The sequence below is a fragment of the Chromobacterium phragmitis genome (assembly GCF_003325475.1).
Taxonomy (GTDB): Bacteria; Pseudomonadota; Gammaproteobacteria; order Burkholderiales; family Chromobacteriaceae; genus Chromobacterium; species Chromobacterium phragmitis.
This window is the reverse complement of sequence record NZ_CP029495.1, coordinates 2,592,269-2,610,085: the sequence shown is the minus strand read 5'-3', so window position 1 is coordinate 2,610,085 and position 17,817 is coordinate 2,592,269. Positions and strand designations below refer to the sequence as shown.

The 17,817-nt window shown below is 65.4% G+C and carries 16 protein-coding genes; 8 read left to right on the top strand and 8 right to left on the bottom strand.

The genetic code is table 11. From position 1 onward, the window contains the following. Positions 1 to 445: 445 nt before the first annotated feature. The 6 genes from DK842_RS12495 to queA form a co-directional block, all read right to left on the bottom strand. Positions 446 to 1,762 carry an NAD(P)/FAD-dependent oxidoreductase gene (locus DK842_RS12495; protein WP_114061743.1) on the bottom strand — a complete coding sequence of 439 codons (1,317 nt, stop codon included), beginning with the start codon at positions 1,760 to 1,762 and terminating at the stop codon, positions 446 to 448. Positions 1,763 to 1,976: 214 nt separating this feature from the next. Next, positions 1,977 to 3,503 (bottom strand): ubiquinone biosynthesis regulatory protein kinase UbiB, encoded by a 1,527-nt coding sequence (gene ubiB, locus DK842_RS12490; RefSeq protein WP_114061742.1) that lies wholly within the window; start codon positions 3,501 to 3,503, stop codon positions 1,977 to 1,979. A 7-nt stretch (positions 3,504 to 3,510) separates the two neighbouring features. Then, a complete protein-coding gene (locus DK842_RS12485; protein ID WP_114061741.1) occupies positions 3,511 to 4,098 on the bottom strand; it encodes a ubiquinone biosynthesis accessory factor UbiJ in 588 nt (195 codons plus the stop codon). A 19-nt stretch (positions 4,099 to 4,117) separates the two neighbouring features. Then, positions 4,118 to 4,852: a bifunctional demethylmenaquinone methyltransferase/2-methoxy-6-polyprenyl-1,4-benzoquinol methylase UbiE gene (ubiE, locus tag DK842_RS12480; RefSeq protein ID WP_114061740.1), complete on the bottom strand. Its 735-nt coding sequence runs from the start codon at positions 4,850 to 4,852 to the stop codon at positions 4,118 to 4,120. Between the two features lie 2 nt (positions 4,853 to 4,854). Beyond that, positions 4,855 to 5,226, bottom strand: coding sequence for a gamma-butyrobetaine hydroxylase-like domain-containing protein (locus tag DK842_RS12475; protein WP_114063722.1), 372 nt, complete (start codon positions 5,224 to 5,226; stop codon positions 4,855 to 4,857). 25 nt (positions 5,227 to 5,251) lie between these two features. Further along, positions 5,252 to 6,274, bottom strand: coding sequence for a tRNA preQ1(34) S-adenosylmethionine ribosyltransferase-isomerase QueA (gene queA / locus DK842_RS12470; protein ID WP_114061739.1), 1,023 nt, complete (start codon positions 6,272 to 6,274; stop codon positions 5,252 to 5,254). A gap of 260 nt (positions 6,275 to 6,534) precedes the next feature. On the opposite strand from queA, the gene aroQ reads away from it, so the two are divergent. From aroQ to DK842_RS12445, 5 genes are all read left to right on the top strand, one after another. Next, positions 6,535 to 7,008 (top strand): type II 3-dehydroquinate dehydratase, encoded by a 474-nt coding sequence (aroQ, locus tag DK842_RS12465; RefSeq protein WP_198414531.1) that lies wholly within the window; start codon positions 6,535 to 6,537, stop codon positions 7,006 to 7,008. Between the two features lie 35 nt (positions 7,009 to 7,043). Then, the gene (gene accB, locus DK842_RS12460) at positions 7,044 to 7,499 is read left to right on the top strand and encodes an acetyl-CoA carboxylase biotin carboxyl carrier protein (RefSeq protein ID WP_114061738.1); all 456 of its coding nucleotides are present in this window, start codon (positions 7,044 to 7,046) and stop codon (positions 7,497 to 7,499) included. Between the two features lie 123 nt (positions 7,500 to 7,622). Then, positions 7,623 to 8,981, top strand: a complete 1,359-nt coding sequence (accC, locus tag DK842_RS12455; RefSeq protein ID WP_114061737.1) for an acetyl-CoA carboxylase biotin carboxylase subunit — start codon at positions 7,623 to 7,625, stop codon at positions 8,979 to 8,981. Further along, a complete protein-coding gene (gene prmA, locus DK842_RS12450) occupies positions 8,981 to 9,877 on the top strand; it encodes a 50S ribosomal protein L11 methyltransferase (RefSeq protein WP_114061736.1) in 897 nt (298 codons plus the stop codon). Before accC ends, prmA begins: the two co-directional genes overlap by 1 nt. Beyond that, positions 9,874 to 10,941 (top strand): DUF3426 domain-containing protein, encoded by a 1,068-nt coding sequence (locus tag DK842_RS12445; protein ID WP_114061735.1) that lies wholly within the window; start codon positions 9,874 to 9,876, stop codon positions 10,939 to 10,941. The genes prmA and DK842_RS12445 overlap by 4 nt, the downstream gene beginning before the upstream one ends. A 57-nt stretch (positions 10,942 to 10,998) precedes the next feature. Here DK842_RS12445 and DK842_RS12440 read toward each other — a convergent pair whose 3' ends face one another. Together DK842_RS12440 and DK842_RS12435 are read right to left on the bottom strand one after the other, a co-directional pair. Continuing rightward, entirely contained in the window at positions 10,999 to 11,322 is a 324-nt protein-coding gene (locus tag DK842_RS12440; RefSeq protein WP_114061734.1) for an energy transducer TonB, read from the bottom strand. A 139-nt stretch (positions 11,323 to 11,461) separates the two neighbouring features. Next, positions 11,462 to 12,376, bottom strand: a complete 915-nt coding sequence (locus DK842_RS12435; RefSeq protein WP_114061733.1) for a LysR family transcriptional regulator — start codon at positions 12,374 to 12,376, stop codon at positions 11,462 to 11,464. 102 nt (positions 12,377 to 12,478) lie between these two features. Here DK842_RS12435 and DK842_RS12430 point away from each other — a divergent pair, with 102 nt between their 5' ends. From DK842_RS12430 to ptsG, 3 genes are all read left to right on the top strand, one after another. Further along, positions 12,479 to 12,871, top strand: a complete 393-nt coding sequence (locus tag DK842_RS12430; protein ID WP_114061732.1) for a DoxX family protein — start codon at positions 12,479 to 12,481, stop codon at positions 12,869 to 12,871. Positions 12,872 to 13,338: 467 nt separating this feature from the next. After that, positions 13,339 to 15,852 carry a phosphoenolpyruvate--protein phosphotransferase gene (gene ptsP, locus DK842_RS12425; RefSeq protein WP_114061731.1) on the top strand — a complete coding sequence of 838 codons (2,514 nt, stop codon included), beginning with the start codon at positions 13,339 to 13,341 and terminating at the stop codon, positions 15,850 to 15,852. 173 nt (positions 15,853 to 16,025) lie between these two features. Further along, the gene (gene ptsG / locus DK842_RS12420; RefSeq protein ID WP_114061730.1) at positions 16,026 to 17,792 is read left to right on the top strand and encodes a PTS glucose transporter subunit IIBC; all 1,767 of its coding nucleotides are present in this window, start codon (positions 16,026 to 16,028) and stop codon (positions 17,790 to 17,792) included. Positions 17,793 to 17,817: the final 25 nt, after the last annotated feature.

Sequence of the window (17,817 nt, the reverse complement as noted above, 5' to 3'; positions counted from 1 at the left end):
CAAGCGAGTGATATCCATGCAGCGAATGACAAAACAACAGCCTCGCCATGGCAAATCATCAGATGCATCCGCTGCGCGGATAATATTTTAGGTGGCGGTTCCGCCCGCCAAACCGGCCAGGGGCTGTGCGGCCAGCCCCTTGGCAATCCCAGGCCGCCCCCGCAGCCCGCGAAATCCCGGTAAAAAAGCGGCTGGCCAGGTTTTAAGCCGCCGATTTGTTCGACGCCGCGCGACGTTAGCGCGCTGCTAGTTTCGGCGGCTCCTGGCCAGCCGCTTTTTTACCGGCGCATGCTGAAGGGTAAATATGGTCGCCCTGCCAACCATTCGCCCAAACGGTAAAGCCAACAACCTGCCACATGGCCAAACAAAATGCCGCTCACTTTCAGCAAGTGAACGGCATTCCCTAAAACATTCCTACATCGGGCCTAAACAGCCCGTGCCGCCCTCAGTGCAGCTTCAACGCCGGCCGCGCCGCGCGCCGCAGCTTGTCGCCGATGAACAGCAATACCGCCAGCACCCAGCCGTGCACCGCCGCCTGGTGCATCCGGTACAGCGAGGCGTAGATCAGCTTCGCGCCGCGGCCTTCCACGTGGTAGTCGCGCTTGGGGCCCACCAGCGCCGCCAGGCTGCCCACCGCGGTGTGCTTGCCTAGCGACACCATCATGCCCTGCGGCTTGAAGACGAATGGCCGCGCCGGCTTGTCGTCCAGCCTGCGCGCCAGCTCGTCCGCCAAGTAGCGCGCCTGTTGATGCGCCACCTGGGCGGTCGCGGCCAGCATGCGGCCGCTGTCTCCGTCCGGCGCGGCGGCGCAGTCGCCCATCGCGTAGACGCAGTCGCCACCAGCGCAATGCAGCCGGGTATCCACCACCAGCTGGTTGACGCGATTGGTTTCCAGCCCGTCCAAGCCACCCAGCCAGCCCGGCGCCTTCACCCCGGCCGCCCATACGGTGATGTCGGCCTCCACCTTGCGGCCATCCTTCAGCGTCACGCCGTCCGCCGCCACTTCCGCCACCAGGCTCTTGGTCAGCACCTGGATGCGCTTGGCCTCCAGCTGTTCCTCGGCATAAGCCGACAAGGACGGCGGCGCGGCGGCCAGGATGCGCTCAGCCCCCTCGATCACGCTGATCCGCACCCGCTCCGGCTGCAGACGCGCGCCGTAGTGATGCAGCTCGCACATGGTGTGGTTCAGCTCCGCCGCCAATTCCACGCCGGTGGCGCCGCCGCCGACGATGGCGATGGACAGCGCCCGCGCCGGTTCCTCGCCGCTGCTGGCGCGGAAGGCCTGCTCCAGCACGCGGTGGCGCAGCTTTTCGGCGTCGTTGGGCGTATTCAGGAACATCGCGTGCTCGGCCACCCCCGGGGTGCCGAAGTCATTGGCCTCCGCGCCGACGGCCAGCACCAGCCAGTCGTAGCTGATCTCGCGCTCCGGGCTCAGCGGCAGGCCATCGCGCCCCTTGATGGCGGACAGGCGGATGGTACGGCGCTTCTGATCCAGGCCCTGCATGTAGCCGAACTCGAAATCGTAGCCGTTGCGGTAGCCATGGGCGAAATAGTTGACCTCGTCCTCGCCGGTGTTCAGCGCGCCGGTGGCCACCTCATGCAGCAGCGGTTTCCAGATATGGGTAGGCGAGCCGTCCACCAGCACGACCTGCGCGCGATGGCGCGCGCCCAGCGTCCGGCCCAGGCGGGTCGCCAACTCCAGCCCCCCGGCTCCGCCCCCGACAATCACGATCCGCGGCACCGCCGCGTTGCGGCTTAACATAAGCTGCTCCTTATTAGTGGTATTTTTCGCCAAGGGTATCGCATTTTCCGCCGCCGCTGCGCCTCTGCTGGAAAATTAGCACCATGCCATGGAAAATCCATGCCAATCGCCTGATTCCACGCGCATTTCCGCTTATCCGCCCATACGGCGGCCGTAGAAAAAATGCCGTCCGTCTTCGCAGACGAACGGCATGTCCCCGGCGGCGCGCCGGCAGCTACCACAGCACTTTCGCCAGCAGCGCCGCCAGCAGAATGGCGATCAGCATCAGCAGGAAATTTTGCCGCTTCTGCTCCCGCATCAGCTGGATATACCCCTCGACCAGGAGATCGGTCTTGGCCGAGCCCAGCGCCTCGTTCAGCTTGCGCGGCAGGGTCGGCAGCGTGGTCGCCCATTGCGGCGCTTCGCGCTTCAGCGTGCGCAGCAGGCCGCGCCAGCCGATCTGCTCGTTCATCCACTTGGTCAGGAAGGGCTTGGCGGTGTCCCACAGGTCCAGCTCCGGGTCCAGCTGCCGGCCCAGGCCTTCGATATTCAGCAGGGTCTTCTGCAACAGCACCAGCTGCGGCTGGATTTCCACATTGAAGCGGCGGCTGGTTTCGAACAGGCGCAGCAGCACCATGCCGAACGAGATCTCGCTCAGCGGCCTCTCGAAGATGGGTTCGCACACGGTGCGCACCGCGGCTTCCAGCTCCTCGGCGCGCGTATCCCTCGGCACCCAGCCGGACTCGATGTGGGCGGTGGCCACGCGGTGATAGTCGCGATTGAAGAAGGCCAGGAAATTGACGGCCAGGTAGTGCTTGTCGGTCTCGGTCAGGCTGCCGACGATGCCGAAGTCCAGCGCGATGTAGCGGCCGTCGGCGGCGACGAAGATGTTGCCCGGATGCATGTCGGCATGGAAGAAGCCATGGCGGAACACCTGGGTGAAGAATATCTCCACGCCGAAGCGGCTGAGCTTCTTCAAATCCACGCCCGCTTCGCGCAACCTGTCCACCTGCCCCACCGGAATGCCATGCATCCACTCCAGCGTCAGCACCTCGCGGCTGGAATAGTCGTAGAACACCTCGGGCACGATCAACATGTCCGAGCCCTTGAAGTTGCGGCGCAGCTGCGAGGCGTTGGCCGCTTCGTGCATCATGTCCAGCTCGTCGTGCAGGTATTTGTCGAACTCGGCCACCACCTCGCGCGGCTTCAGCCGCTTGCCGTCGGCGAACAGCTTTTCCACCCAGCCGGCCAACGTCCGCATCAGGGACAGGTCCTGCTCGATCACCGGCAGGATGCCGGGCCGCAGCACCTTGACCGCCACCTCGCGGCCGCGGCTGCCGTCCGCCTGGCGCAGCCAGGCCTTGTGCACCTGGGCGACCGAGGCGCTGGCCACTGGCTTGGGATCGAAATCGACGAACAGCGCCTCCACCTTGCGGCCCAGGCTGCGCTCCACCGTCTCGCGGGCGAGCTCGCCGTCGAACGGCGGCACCCGGTCCTGCAACCGCGCCAGCTCGTCGGCGTATTCCGGCGGCAACAGGTCGCGGCGGGTGGACAGCACTTGGCCGAACTTGACGAAGATGGGGCCCAGGCTTTCCAGCGCCAGCCTCACCCGCTGCGGCAGCGGCGCCGAGGTGTCGCGGCGGACCGGACACAAGCCGAACAGCCGGTGCAGGAAGGCAAGCTTGGAATGGCCCTCGAGGAAATCGTCCAGGCCGTAACGGTACAGGGTGGCTACAATCTTCAGCGAACGCGATATCGACATAAGTCCGTCAGGTCTGCAAATTCTGTTTATTGTTGAGCGCGGCTTCCAGCCGCTCCAGCCGCTTGTCCAGCCGGCCGGCGTCGTCGCGCAGGTGGTCCACCTCGGTCACGAAGCGCTGCACCAGGTGCCGGCTGGCCAGCAGCGGCGCTTCCTCGCGCAGGTGTTCGATCCAGCCGTCGGCCAGGCGGAAAGCCAATTGGCCTTTGAAGCCGAACAAGCCGCGCGCCAGGCTCTCCATCCGCTGCGCCGCCACGTCGCCGAACACCCGCGACAAATCCTCGCTGGCGTGCCAATGCAGCTGGCCGATGATGCGCCCCACCGCCGTCGCCAGCTCGGCGTCGCCCTCCAGCGCGATGTCGGACAACTGCGGCGCCTGGCCGGTCAGATGCGACAGCACCGCGCCATGGCGCAGCTTCAGCCTGGCCTCGGGCTCGCCGTCGCAATCGGCCAGCCAGCCCTCTTCCGTGATCACGCCAGCCACGTGCAAGGGCGGCAAGGCGATGGCCACCCGGCGGCCGACATGGATCGCCAGCTCGGCGCGCCGCGCCGGATGCTGGTTCAGCAGATGGTTGAAGGCTGCGATCTGGATAGCCATGGCGCGCTCCCGCGGTGAATCAGAATTTGACGCCCTTGTGCAGCGCAACAACGCCGCCGGTCAGATTATGGTAGTCCACCTTGCCGAAGCCCGCGTCCAGCATCATCTGCTTCAGCGTCTCCTGATCCGGATGCATGCGGATGGATTCGGCCAGATACTGGTAGCTGTCGGCGTCGTTCGCCACCAGCTTGCCCATGACCGGCAGCGCCTTGAAGGAATAGAAATCGTAGAGCGGCGACAGCGGCTTCCACACCTTGGAGAACTCCAGCACGAACAGCTTGCCGCCCGGCTTCAGCACCCGGCACATCTCTTTCAGCGCCGCGTCCTTGTGCGTCATGTTGCGCAGGCCGAAGGCCACCGACACCGCGTCGAAATAATTGTCCGGGAACGGCAGTTTCTCGGCGTCGGCCAGCGACACCGGCAGGATCACGCCCTCGTCCAGCAGGCGGTCGCGGCCCACGGTCAACATGGAGCTGTTGATGTCGGTCAGCCAGACTTCGCCGCTCTTGCCCACGCGCTTGGCCCAGCCGCGCGACAGGTCGCCGGTGCCGCCGGCGATGTCCAGCACCTTGTCGCCGGCGCGCACGCCGGAGGTGGTCAGCGTGAAATGCTTCCACACCCGGTGCAGGCCGCCGGACATCAGGTCATTCATCACATCGTACTTGCCGGCGACCGAGTGGAAGACCTCGGCCACCTTGCCGGCCTTCTCGCTCTCCGCCACGGTCTTGTAACCGAAATGCGTGCTCTTTTCCATGCTCACTCCCTGCTCGCGCCGGCGGCGGCGAGTTTGTCCAGATATTGCTGCCAGTACTGGTCGCGCTTGGCGCCCAGCTCGTATAGATAGGTCCAGCTGTAAAGCCCGCTGTCATGGCCGTCGTCGAAGGTGATCTTCAAGGCGTAATGGCCCATGGGCTCCAGCGCGACGATGCCGACGTGCTTCTTGCCGGTCTGCAGCTTCTCCTGGCCGACGCCGTGGCCGCGCACCTCGGCCGACGGCGAATGCACGCGCAGGTATTCGCACGGCAGCTCGAAGCGGGCGCCGTCGTCGAAGGCGATTTCCAGCACCTTGGATAGCTGGTGCAGCTGGATTTCCACCGGCTGGGCGGCGTTGGGGGCAAGTCCGGACATGGTCAGCATCCCTGTCGATTCAGTTTCAGGCCTTCTTCTCCAGCAACATGGCGTCGCCATAGCTGAAGAAACGGTATTCCTTTGCCACCGCGTGCCGGTAGGCGTTGCGGATTTCCTCGTAGCCGGCGAAGGCCGACACCAGCATCAGCAGCGTCGATTTCGGCAGGTGGAAATTGGTCAGCAGGCGGTCCACCACGCGGAAGCGGTAGCCTGGCGTGATGAAGATGTCGGTCTCGCCGCGGCCGACGGTCAATTCGCCGCTGCGGGCGGCGGATTCCAGCGCACGCACGCTGGTGGTGCCGACAGCCACCACGCGGCCGCCGCGGGCGCGGGCGGCGGCGATGGCGTCCACCGTGGCCTGCGGCATGTCGTAGATCTCGCTGTGCATCTTGTGCTCGGCCACATTGTCCACCTTCACCGGCTGGAAGGTGCCGGCGCCGACGTGCAGCGTGACGAAGGCGGTTTCCACGCCCTGGGCCTTGAGACCGGCCAGCATTGCATCTGTGAAGTGCAGGCCGGCGGTCGGCGCCGCCACCGCGCCCTGCTCGCGGGCGTAGACGGTCTGGTAGCGCTCGTCGTCGTCGTGCTCGGCGCTGCGCTCGATGTACGGCGGCAGCGGCAGCCGGCCGGACGCCTCCAGGATGTCGTAGACGTTTTCCTCGGCCAGGAAGCGCAGCTTGAACAGCGAGTCCTGCCGCTCCACCATTTCCGCCTCCCAGCGGCCGGCGAAAATCAGCCGGCTGCCCGGCTTGGGCGATTTGGAAGCGCGGACGTGGGCCAACGCGGTGTGGTCGTCCAGCACGCGCTCGATCAAGGCCTCCACCTTGCCGCCGCTGGCTTTTTCGCCAAACAGCCGGGCGCGGATCACGCGGGTGTCGTTGAACACCAGCAAGTCGCCGGCTTGCAGCCGCGAGGGCAGATCGGCGAAACTCAGGTCGGACAGGGTCATGCCGTCCACGTGCAACAGGCGGCTGGCGCCGCGCTCGGCCGGCGGGTGCTGGGCGATCAGCGCCTCGGGCAAGTGATAGTCGAAATCAGAAAGCTGCATTGCGGAAATCATCGTTCGGAATCGGCGAATTATACCCGCGCCCACTCGCCGGGCACAGTGCCGCGCGTCGGCGATCTTGCCGAAGACGGATTTTCACGACAACATGCAAATAACATGCCCATGATAGAAAAGCATAGGAAAATCTAGGCCCTTCACTCTAAATCTCGTCGCCAAATGCCCACTCCACCGACCAAACAAGCGTTTTAAATTCTGCAATTACTGGACATTTTGCGGCGAATTGCGGCAAACTCGCGGCCAAGATGAAAAACAGGAGCCTGGCCTTGAGCCAATCCATCCTCGTGCTGCACGGCCCCAACCTCAATCTTCTTGGGGTGCGGGAACCTCAACACTACGGCCTGGACACCCTAGACGACATCAATCGGCGACTGGCCCAGCAGGCCAAGACGGCCGGATTTTCCCTGTCCGCCCTGCAAAGCAACGTCGAACACATACTGATAGAACGCATACACCAATGCCTGGATGACGGCACCGCCTTCATTCTGATCAATCCGGCGGCGTTCACCCACACCAGCGTCGCCCTCCGCGACGCGCTGGCCGCGGTGAAGGTTCCGTTCATTGAAGTACATCTATCCAACGTCCACGCCCGCGAACCGTTCCGCCAGCATTCGTATTTCTCCGATCTGGCGCTCGGCGTGATCTGCGGCCTGGGCGCCCATGGCTACGAACTGGCGCTGGCGCACGCGGTACGGCACTTGTCGTCCGCGCGCGCCTGACCGCCGTTACAGAACATCCAATCGAAGGATCGACAATGGACCTGCGTAAACTGAAAAAACTGATCGACCTGGTCGAAGAGTCCGGCATCGCCGAACTGGAAGTGACCGAAGGCGAGGAAAAAGTCCGCATCACCCGCGTCTCCTCTGTACCTCAGCAAGCCTTCGCCCAGCCGGCGCAAATGTACGCCGCCCCGGCCGCGGTCGCCGCCGCTCCCGCGGCAGCCGCCGCCCCTGCGGCAGCCCCGGCCGCCGATACCCAGAACGCGATGAAGTCGCCGATGGTCGGCACCTTCTACCGCTCGCCGAGCCCGGGCGCCAAGTCCTTCATCGAAGTGGGCCAGAGCGTCAACGCCGGCGACACGCTGTGCATCATCGAAGCGATGAAGCTGATGAACGAGATCGAAGCCGACCGCTCCGGCGTGGTCAAGGCCATCCTGGTGGAAGACGGCCAGCCGGTGGAATACGGCGAACCGCTGTTCGTCATCGAGTAAGCGCTCGGACGACATCGCGAGATTCAGGGCACGGCCAAGGTCTGTGCCCTTGTCGTTTGACGTGACAGCAAGGGTTTCGGCACGGCCACACGCCAGGACCGGACCCGCCCGCGGAGAGATTCCATGTTCGAAAAAATTCTGATCGCCAACCGTGGTGAAATCGCGCTGCGCATCCAGCGCGCCTGCCGTGAAATGGGCATCAAAACCGTGGTCGTGCACTCCGAGGCCGACCGCGAAGCCAAATACGTGAAGCTGGCCGACGAATCGGTCTGCATCGGTCCCGCGCCGTCGGCCAAGAGCTACCTCAACGTGCCGGCGCTGATCGCCGCCGCCGAGGTCACCGACGCCCAGGCCATCCACCCCGGCTACGGCTTCCTGTCGGAAAACGCCGACTTCGCCGAGCGCGTCGAGCAGTCCGGCTTCGTCTTCATCGGCCCCCGCCCGGACACCATCCGCACGATGGGAGACAAGGTGTCGGCCAAGCACGCCATGATCGAAGCCGGCGTGCCCTGCGTGCCCGGCTCCGACGGCGCGTTGCCGGACGATCCGGCGGAAATCGTCAAGATCGCCAAGAAGATCGGCTTCCCGGTCATCATCAAGGCGGCCGGCGGCGGCGGCGGGCGCGGCATGCGAGTGGTGCATACCGAAGGCGCGCTCATCAATTCGGTGCAGATGACCCGCACCGAGGCCGGCGCGGCGTTCGGCAATCCCACCGTCTACATGGAAAAATTCCTGGAGCTGCCGCGCCACATCGAAATCCAGATTCTGGCCGACGAGTACGGCAACGCCATCTATCTGGGCGAGCGCGACTGCTCGATGCAGCGCCGCCACCAGAAAATCATCGAGGAGGCGCCGGCGCCGGGCATCACCGACAAGCAACGCCAGAAGATAGGCGAGGCCTGCGCCGAAGCCTGCCGCCGCATCGGCTACCGCGGCGCCGGCACCTTCGAATTCCTCTACGAAAACGGCGAGTTCTACTTCATCGAGATGAACACCCGCGTGCAGGTGGAGCACCCGGTGACGGAAATGATCACCGGCATCGACATCGTGCAGGAGCAGATCCGCATCGCCGCCGGCGAGAAACTGCGCTATAAGCAAAAAGACATCGTGCTCGCCGGCCACGCGATGGAATGCCGCATCAATGCCGAGGACCCGTTCACCTTCGTGCCGTCCCCGGGCAAGATCGAGAGCTACCACCCGGCTGGCGGTCCCGGCATCCGCATCGACTCGCACATTTACCAAGGCTATACCGTGCCCTCGCACTACGACTCGATGGTAGGCAAGCTGATCGCCTACGGCGACACCCGCGAGCAGGCGATGGCGCGCATGCGCGTGGCGCTGTCGGAAATGGCGATCTCCGGCATCAAGACCAATATTCCGCTGCACCAGGAGCTGTTCCTGGACGCGGCCTTCCAGCGCGGCGGCACCAGCATCCACTATCTGGAGCACCGCCTGTCCGAGAAGAAAAAGGGGGAGCACTGATGGCCTGGTTGCAAGCCACCATTGATTCCGACTCCGCCGTCGCCGAACGGCTGGCCGACGCCCTGATGGACGCCGGCGCGCTGTCCACCGCGATTGAGGACGCCTGGGCCGGCACCGACAAGGAACAACCGATCTTCGGCGAGCCCGGCGAACCGGTAGACCAGCTGTGGAGCCAGAGCCGCATCATCACCCTGTTCGACGAGAGCGCCGATCCGGCGCTGTTGATCGCCGCCGCCGCCAACGCCTGCCAGCTGGCGATGCCCACCTACAGCGTCGAGCGCGTCGAAGAGCAAGACTGGGTGCGGCTGACGCAATCGCAGTTCGAACCCATCCGCATCTCCGACCGGCTGTGGATCACCCCCACCTGGCACGAAGCGCCGGCGCCGGACGCAGTCAACCTGCAGCTGGACCCCGGCCTCGCCTTCGGCACCGGCAGCCACCCCACCACGCGGCTGTGCCTGCAGTGGCTGGACAAGCAGCTGCGCGGAGATGAAAGCGTGCTCGACTACGGCTGCGGCTCCGGCATTCTGGCCATCGCCGCGCTGAAGCTGGGCGCGGCCTCCGCCGTGGGCATCGACATCGACCCGCAAGCCGTGCGCGCGAGCAAGGACAATGCCGAGCAAAACGGCGTGCAGGCCGATTTCTTCCTGCCGGACGCCAATCCGACCGCCCAATACGACGTGGTGCTGGCCAATATCCTGGCCAATCCGCTGCGCATGCTGGGCGACCTGCTGGCAAGCCATGTGAAAAGCGGTGGTAGAATCGTCCTCTCCGGCATCCTCGCCGAACAGGCCGACGAATTGTCCGCCATTTACAGCCAGTGGTTCGAAATGGACCCGCCGGTGTTCGACGAAGGATGGACTAGACTGACAGGAACCCGACGCGCCGCCGTATGACATACACGACACAGTGCCCCAACTGCCAGACCCGCTTCAAGGTCAATGACAGCCAGTTAGCAGCCGCCGATGGACTGGTGCGCTGCGGGCGCTGTTCTCACGTATTCAAGGCGCCCGATCATTTCGTCGTCGTCCGTTCGGAACCCGCTCCCGCGCCGGCGCCCGTCTTCGAAGCGCCGCCCTCCTCGCGCGATCCGGTCGACGATTTCGAATTGGAAGTGCCGGATTTCGATCCGCAGGCCCAGCCGGACGACGTTCAGATCCTGCCGGAGCCGGCCATCGAGCCGCCCCTTTCGACCGCCCCCCGCGACATCGCGCCCGAACCGCTGCAGCAGGACGTGGAGGCTTTCCAGCGCGCGCTGTCCGAGGCGATGCAGAACCGCCACGTTTCCACGCCGATAGGCAACCCGTTCGACGAACCGCCTCCGGCCGCCGCGCCTGCGCCCGAACCGGAAGTCTTCGGCAGCCGCAGGCGGGCCGACGCCCCGGCCCAGGAGCCGCCAGCCCGCCCGGAGCCCGAGCCGCTGTTCACCGACGCCGACGCCGAGGAAGAAGAAGAGGCCCGCAGCCACAAGCCAGCCGGCCCCTGGCTCAATGGCCTGTTGGCAACGCTGGCCGTGCTCGGCCTGCTGTTCCTGGCCGCGCAGCTGGTGTATATCAATCGAACCCGCATCGCGGCGGAAGTGCCGGAATCCAGGCCGGCGCTGGAGAATTTGTGCGCGGCGCTCGGCTGCGAAGTGCCCTGGCCCACCGACATCGCGCGCATCCGCACCGAGTGGTCGGAGCTGGCCTTCGTGCCCGACTACCCCAACCTGATCCAGCTGTCGGCGACGCTGAAGAACCACGCTCAGTATCCTCAGGCCTATCCCATGCTGGAGGTCACGCTGAAGGACGGCGACGACCAAGTGCTGATCCGCAAGGTGTTCGCGCCCAAGGAATACCTGAAGCCGGATGACCTGAAGCTGGGACGCTTCAACGCCAATAGCGAGGTCAAGGTCACCATGCGGCTGGATGCCGGCAAGGTGCACGCGATGGGATACAGCCTGTACTGGTTCTATCCCTGATCCAAGCGCAAGGGCGGCATGGCCGCCCTTTTTCGCGCCAGCGTCCACCCTCGCCGCCTACTCCTCCTCCGGCCGGAATTCAAACGCCTGGCTCAACGCCGCTCCCGGAACACAACGATATTCGCGCAGCGCCTTCGCGATCTCCGCCCTGAATCCGCTGCGGTACTGCGGCGGAATCGACGCGCTGAATGCCGCGCCGCCGATCCCGGCCACCTTGCCGTCCGCCGAAACCTTGAACGTCACAGTCACCACTCCGGCCACGCCATCCCGCAGCGCCGCCAGCGGATAGTCCGGCGCCTGTTGCCGCTCGCACCCCGCCGCCCCCGCAGCCATCGCCGCGGCCATGGCCAGCAAGCCGGCCGCCATCATGCTTGTCCGCATGTCCTTCTCCTTCCCGATACCCGGCGCTGAACCCGCGCCGGCTTCTGTTATAGGACTGAAGAAGAAAATTCGTTCAAGTATATTTTGTCTATCTAATCAATTAACGAAGTCCCCTCCATGCGCCAGCCGAAAACCGCGATCAGACCCGGCCGGCGGCCTGCTTCGCGCCGGCGCCGAAAAACTCCGCCAGATAATCGACGAACACCCTCACCTTGCCCGGCACGTGGCGGCGCACCGGATACACCACCGACAAATCCAGGCAGTGCCAATGATAGCCGGGCAGCACCGGCACCAGCCTGCCGTCGGCCAACGCCTCCTCCAGCAAGAAACGCGGCTGCAGCACAATGCCCATGCCCTGGACCGCGGCATCGGTCAGCACATCGCCGTTATTGGCCTTGAGGCCGCCTTTCACTTTGATCCGGCCCTGCTCGCCGGACGGCGACTGATAATCCCAAACATTAGGCTGGGCGGTCAGCGCGTACAACAGGCACTGATGGTCGGCCAGATCGGCCGGCCCCGCCGGAATGCCGTGCCGAGCCAGATAATCGGGCGAAGCTGCCAGCAAGTCTTCCACCTGCTCCAGCTTGCGCGCCACCAGCGTCGAATCGCTTAGGTTGGACACCCTGAGCGCCAGGTCGAACCCTTCTTCCACCAAATCCACCCGCCTGTCGTTCAGATTCAGCTCCACCTCGATCTGCGGGTAGCGCTGGTGGAAGCCTCCGATGATGCGCCCCAGATAACGCATGCCGAACGACACCGGAGCCGATACCCGCAGCCTGCCCACCGGCTCGCTGGCGCCATGGGACAGCAGCGCGTCCAGTTCGTCCAGTTCGCCCAACAGGCTGCCGGCCTGGGCGAGATAGGTTTCCCCAGCCTCGGTCAACGACAGCTTGCGCGTGGTGCGATGCATCAACCTGACGCCCAGCCGGTTTTCCAGCGCCGCGACCAGCTTGGTCACCATCGCCCGCGACAGCTCCAGCCGCTCGGCGGCGGCGACGAAGCTGCCCAGCTCCGCTACGCAGACGAAGGCGCGTATCTCAGAAAATCTATCCATATTATTTCTTAATATTGAACAATAATTTTCAAAAAATCATATTTATTGAATATAAAGCCGATGGTCAAATAGCGCCATATTCATTTGACCCGGAGTCCCACCATGAACCGACTGCAAAACCCTTACCTGGCTTCCCTGGTCCTGCGCGTGGCGCTGGGCCTGATGTACCTGTCCCACGGCGCGCTGAAGCTGTTCGTCTTCGGCCCGGCCGGCACCGCTGGTTACTTCGCCAGCCTGGGCCTGCCCGGCTTCTTCGGCTACATCGCCATCGCGATCGAGATTGGCGGCGGCCTCTTGCTGCTGGCCGGCATCCAGGCGCGCTGGGTGGCGTTGCTGCTGATCCCGCAGCTTCTGGGCGCCATCGCGCTAGTGCATGCCGCCAATGGCTGGATGTTCGCCAACGCCGGCGGCGGCTGGGAATATCCCGCCTTCCTGATCGCCGCCTCGCTCGCATTGTTCCTGCAAGGCCAGCCCGAGCGCAAAGCGCGAGCCTGACCTTTCTCACCGCCAAAGCCCCGCCCCGCGGGGCTTTTTGTTTTGTCCGGCGCGCCTCTCCCTCGGCGCCAAGCAAAATTAGAGTCGCATTACAAAAATGCAACAACCCTGTTCCCACGCCTTTTCCAGACAAGTACACAATTATCAAGCGCTATTGCTTCTCGGTCCGCCAGGATGCTGCGCCGCAGCATGCAATCAAGACAATTCCGACTTGCACATTTTCTTGATTGCCATCAAGCTGCTGCGTAATTTGCGTGTAGTTTAACTACAAAATTGGCAAGATACGCATAAGACCAGTCGCCGACCCGACGAGACGGCGGCCTGTATATAATTGTCAAAACCCCGTCAGGGCAAGCCAACACAACAAAAGCACGCCGGGACCGACCCGCCGCGCGGACACCGGCAAGCAGCTTGATTGACGCTCGTAATAAAACGACTGGAATTATCCACGAATTGAGGAGTTTTTCATGGGCACCACCGCACCAAGACTTGACGTACTGGCCCCCCTCTCCGGGTGGCTGGTCCCCTTGGACAGCGTTCCGGACCCGGTGTTTGCCGGCAAGATGGTGGGCGACGGCGTTTCGCTCGACCCGACCTCCGGCAGCCTGCTGGCTCCGGTCAGCGGCGTGGTCAGCAATCTGCATTCCGCCCACCACGCGCTGACCATCACCACCCCGGAAGGCGTGGAAGTGATGGTGCACATCGGCATCGACACCGTGATGCTCAAGGGCCAGGGCTTCTTCCCGCTGGTGGAGCAAGGCCAGCAAGTCAGCGCCGGCCAGCCGGTGATCGACTTCGACCTCGACCAGGTCGCCCGCAGCGCCGCCAGCCTGCTGACCCAGATCATCGTCACCAACGGCGACGCCGTCGCCCACATGCAGCCGGCCCAAGGCATGGTCAATGCCGGCCGCGACGTGGTGCTGTCGCTGCAGCTGGCCAACGGCAAGGACGTGCCGCAAGCCCAGGCCGGCGAACCCCAGCTATCCTCCGATATCGCCATCGGCAATCCGGCCGGCCTGCACGCCCGTCCGGCCGCCGTATTCGCCAGCAAAGCCAAAACCTTCGCTTCCGACATCCAGCTGATCCTGGGCGACAAGGAAGCCAACGCCAAGTCGGTGGTCGCCATCATGGGCCTGGCCACCAAGCTGGGCGACGTGGTGCGCGTGCGCGCCGCCGGAACCGATGCCGCAGCCGCCGTCGCCGAACTGACCCAGCTGCTGCGCGACCGCTGCGGCGAAAAAGCCGACGAGGCTCCTATCGCCCCGTCCGCCGCCCCCCTCTCCGCCCAGCAGGAAGACAGCGACACCCAACTGGCCGGCGTGGGCGCGTCCCCCGGCATCGCCATCGGCCGCATCGTCCATCACCGGCTGCAAGAATTCGACGTGGCGGAACAAGGCAAGGGCGCCAATGTGGAGCAGCAGGCTTTCGCCCGCGCCACCGAGGAGGCCTCCGCCCAACTGGACCTGGTCAAGGCCCAGTTGACCGACCCGGCCAAGCAGGCCATCTTGTCCATGCATCAGGAACTGCTGCAGGATCCGGACCTGCTGGCGCAAACCTACGCCGGCCTGGCGGAAGGCAAGTCCGCCGCCTGGTCCTGGCGCGCCGCCTTCAGCGCCTATTCCGCGCGCCTGGAAGCGCAAGACAACCCGCTGCTGCGCGAACGCGCCAACGACATCCGCGACGTGGGCCGCCGCGTGCTGGCGCTGCTGGCCGGCGTCAAGCAGGCCGCGCTGGAACTGCCTGACGGCTCCATCCTGATCGCCGAGGACCTGGCCCCGTCCGACACCGCCTCGCTGGACCCGGCCAAGGTGCGCGGCTTCTGTACCCGCACCGGCGGCGCGACCAGCCACGTGGCCATCCTGGCCCGCTCGCTGGGCATCCCGGCCATCTGCGGCATTTCTCAATCCGCGCTGAAGCTGCCGGAAGGCCTCCAGGTCATCCTGAACGGCAACGAAGGCACGCTGGCCATCGCCCCGACCCCGGCGGACCTCGCCGCCGCCGAGCAGGACATCGCCCGCCTGGCCAAGCGCCGCGCCGCCGAGGCCAAGAGCTCGATGCTGCCGGCGCAAACCAGCGATGGCTCGCGCATCGACGTGGTGGCCAATATCCGCAACGCCGCCGACGCGCGCGAAGCGGTGGCCAAGGGCGCCGAAGGCGTGGGCCTGCTGCGTTCGGAATTCCTGTTCGACAACCGCGACACCGCGCCGACCGAAGAAGAGCAGGCCGCCGAGTACTGCGCGGTGGCCGACGCGCTGGGCAAGGACCGCCCGCTGGTGGTGCGCACGCTGGACGTGGGCGGCGACAAGCCGCTGTCCTACCTGCCGCTGCCGAAAGAAGACAATCCTTTCCTCGGCCTGCGCGGCATCCGCGTCAGCCTGGACCGCCCCGACCTGCTGCGCACCCAGCTGCGCGCCATTCTGCAGGCCGCGCCGCTGACCCAGCTGCACATCATGTTCCCGATGGTGGCCTCGCTGGAAGAACTGCGCGCCGCCAAGGCGGTGCTGGCCGAAGAGCAGGCCGCGCTGGGCGTGTCCGGGGTCAAGGTGGGCATCATGATCGAAGTGCCGTCCGCCGCCGTGCTGGCCGCGCGCTTCGCGCCGGAAGTGGACTTCTTCTCCATCGGCACCAACGACCTGACCCAGTACGTGCTGGCGATGGACCGCGGCCACCCGCAACTGGCCAAGCAGGCCGACGCGCTGCACCCCGGCGTGCTGGCGATGATCGCGCTGACCTGCGAGGGCGCGCGCGCGCACGGCAAGTGGGTGGGCGTCTGCGGCGGCCTGGCTTCCGACGAACGCGCCGCGCCTCTCTTGGTGGGCATGGGCGTGACCGAGCTGTCGGTCAGCACCCCTGCCGTCGCCTCGGTCAAGGCCACGCTGGCGCGCTGGAGCCTGGCCGATTGCCAGCAATTGGCAAAAGACGTGCTGGCGCTGTCCACGGTGACCGACGTCCGCCACCACCTGAATCAACACGCTCGTTAACAGAATAAGCGCCGGCGCGGGCAGGCTCGCGGCGGCGGACGGGGAGACCGCCGGGGCGACCCGGCGCCGTCCGCCGCCATCTCAGCGGACCGGCCTCGCGAAGGCGCTTGATAGAGGGGACGGCCTCGCAGCCGCTCGACATTCCATAAGCATGTCAATGCAGGATAATAATCATGTTTAGTCAATCGTTCGCTTTTCTGCAGAAGATAGGCAAAGCGCTGATGCTACCGGTGGCGGTGCTGCCGGTGGCCGGCCTGTTGCTTGGTATCGGCGCGACCGACTTCCACACCCAGAACACGGTCTTCCTGGCGATCCTGTCGCTGATGAAGAACTCCGGCGACGTGATCTTCGGCAACCTGCCGCTGATCTTCGCCGTGGGCGTGGCGCTCGGCTTCACCGAGAACGACGGCGTCGCCGCCATCGCGGCGGTGATCGGCCACCTGGTCACCACCGTCACCCTCGGCGTGATGGCTGGCCTGATGGGCGTCAAGCCCGACACCATCATGGGCCTGCCGTCCATCCAGACCGGCGTGTTCGGCGGCATTCTCGCCGGCGGCCTGGCGGCCTACATGTTCAACCGCTTCTACCGGATCAAGCTGCCCGAATACCTGGGCTTCTTCGCCGGCAAGCGCTTCGTGCCCATCATCACCGCCATCAGCGCCATCGTGCTGGGCGTGGTGCTGTCGTTCGTGTGGCCTCCCATCGGCAACGGCATCAAGGCCTTCTCGCAATGGGCCGCCGTCAGCGATCCGCGCACCGCGGCCACCGTGTACGGCTTCTTCGAGCGTCTGCTGATTCCGTTCGGCCTGCACCACATCTGGAACGTGCCGTTCTTCTTTGAAATCGGCAACTTCCCGGACCCGGTCACCGGCAAGATCATCCACGGCGACATCAACCGCTTCTTCGCGGGCGACCCGACCGCCGGCATCCTGTCCGGCGCCTTCCTGTTCAAGATGTTCGGCCTGCCGGCCGCCGCCATCGCCATCTGGCATTCGGCCAAGCCGGAAAACCGCGCCAAGGTGGGCGGCATCATGATTTCGGCCGCGCTGACCTCGTTCCTGACCGGCATCACCGAGCCGATCGAGTTCTCCTTCCTGTTCGTGGCCCCGGTGCTGTACCTGATCCACGCCGTGCTGGCCGCCTCCACCCAGTTCGTGGCCAACACCCTGGACATGCACATGGGCTTCACCTTCTCGCAGGGCGGCATCGACTTCCTGATGTTCAACCTGATCGGCGACAAGGCCAAGCACGCCGCCTATGTGTTCATCCTGGGCCCGATCTACGCCGCGATCTACTACTCGGTGTTCCGCTTCGTGATCGCCAAGTTCAACCTGAAGACCCCCGGCCGCGAAGATGAAGCGGTTGGCGCCGCCGCAGTCGTCAGCGAAGACCAGCGCGCCCGCGAACTGGTGCTGGCCTTCGGCGGCCGCTCCAACATCCGCAGCCTGGACGCTTGCATCACCCGTCTGCGCATCGCGGTGCAGGATACCGCCAAGGTGGACCAACCCAAGCTGAAGGCGATGGGCGCGTCCGGCGTGGTGGTGGTCGGCAGCGGCATCCAGGCCATTTTCGGACCGCTGTCCGAAAACCTGAAGACCGACATGGAGATTTACCTGCGCGGCGCCGGCAGCGACGCCGAACTGTCCTCCGTCCCGGCAGCCGCCGCTCCCGCGGTCCAGGCGGCCGCGCCCGCATCGGTCGCCGCGGCCAAGGCCGATGTCGCCGCGCTGAAACAGGCGCTGGGCGGCAACGCCAACGTGGCCAAGGTGGAAGCCATCGCCCATACCCGACTGCGGGTGGAGCTGAAGGACGCCGCCCGCTTCGACGAGACCGCCGCCCGCGCCGCCGGCGTGGCCGCCGTCACCCAAGTGGCGCCGGGCGTGCTGCACCTGATCGTGGGCGACCAGGCCGCGGCCCTCGCCGCCGCGCTGCAAGCCTGACCGGCCGTCTCCCGCCGAAACGAAA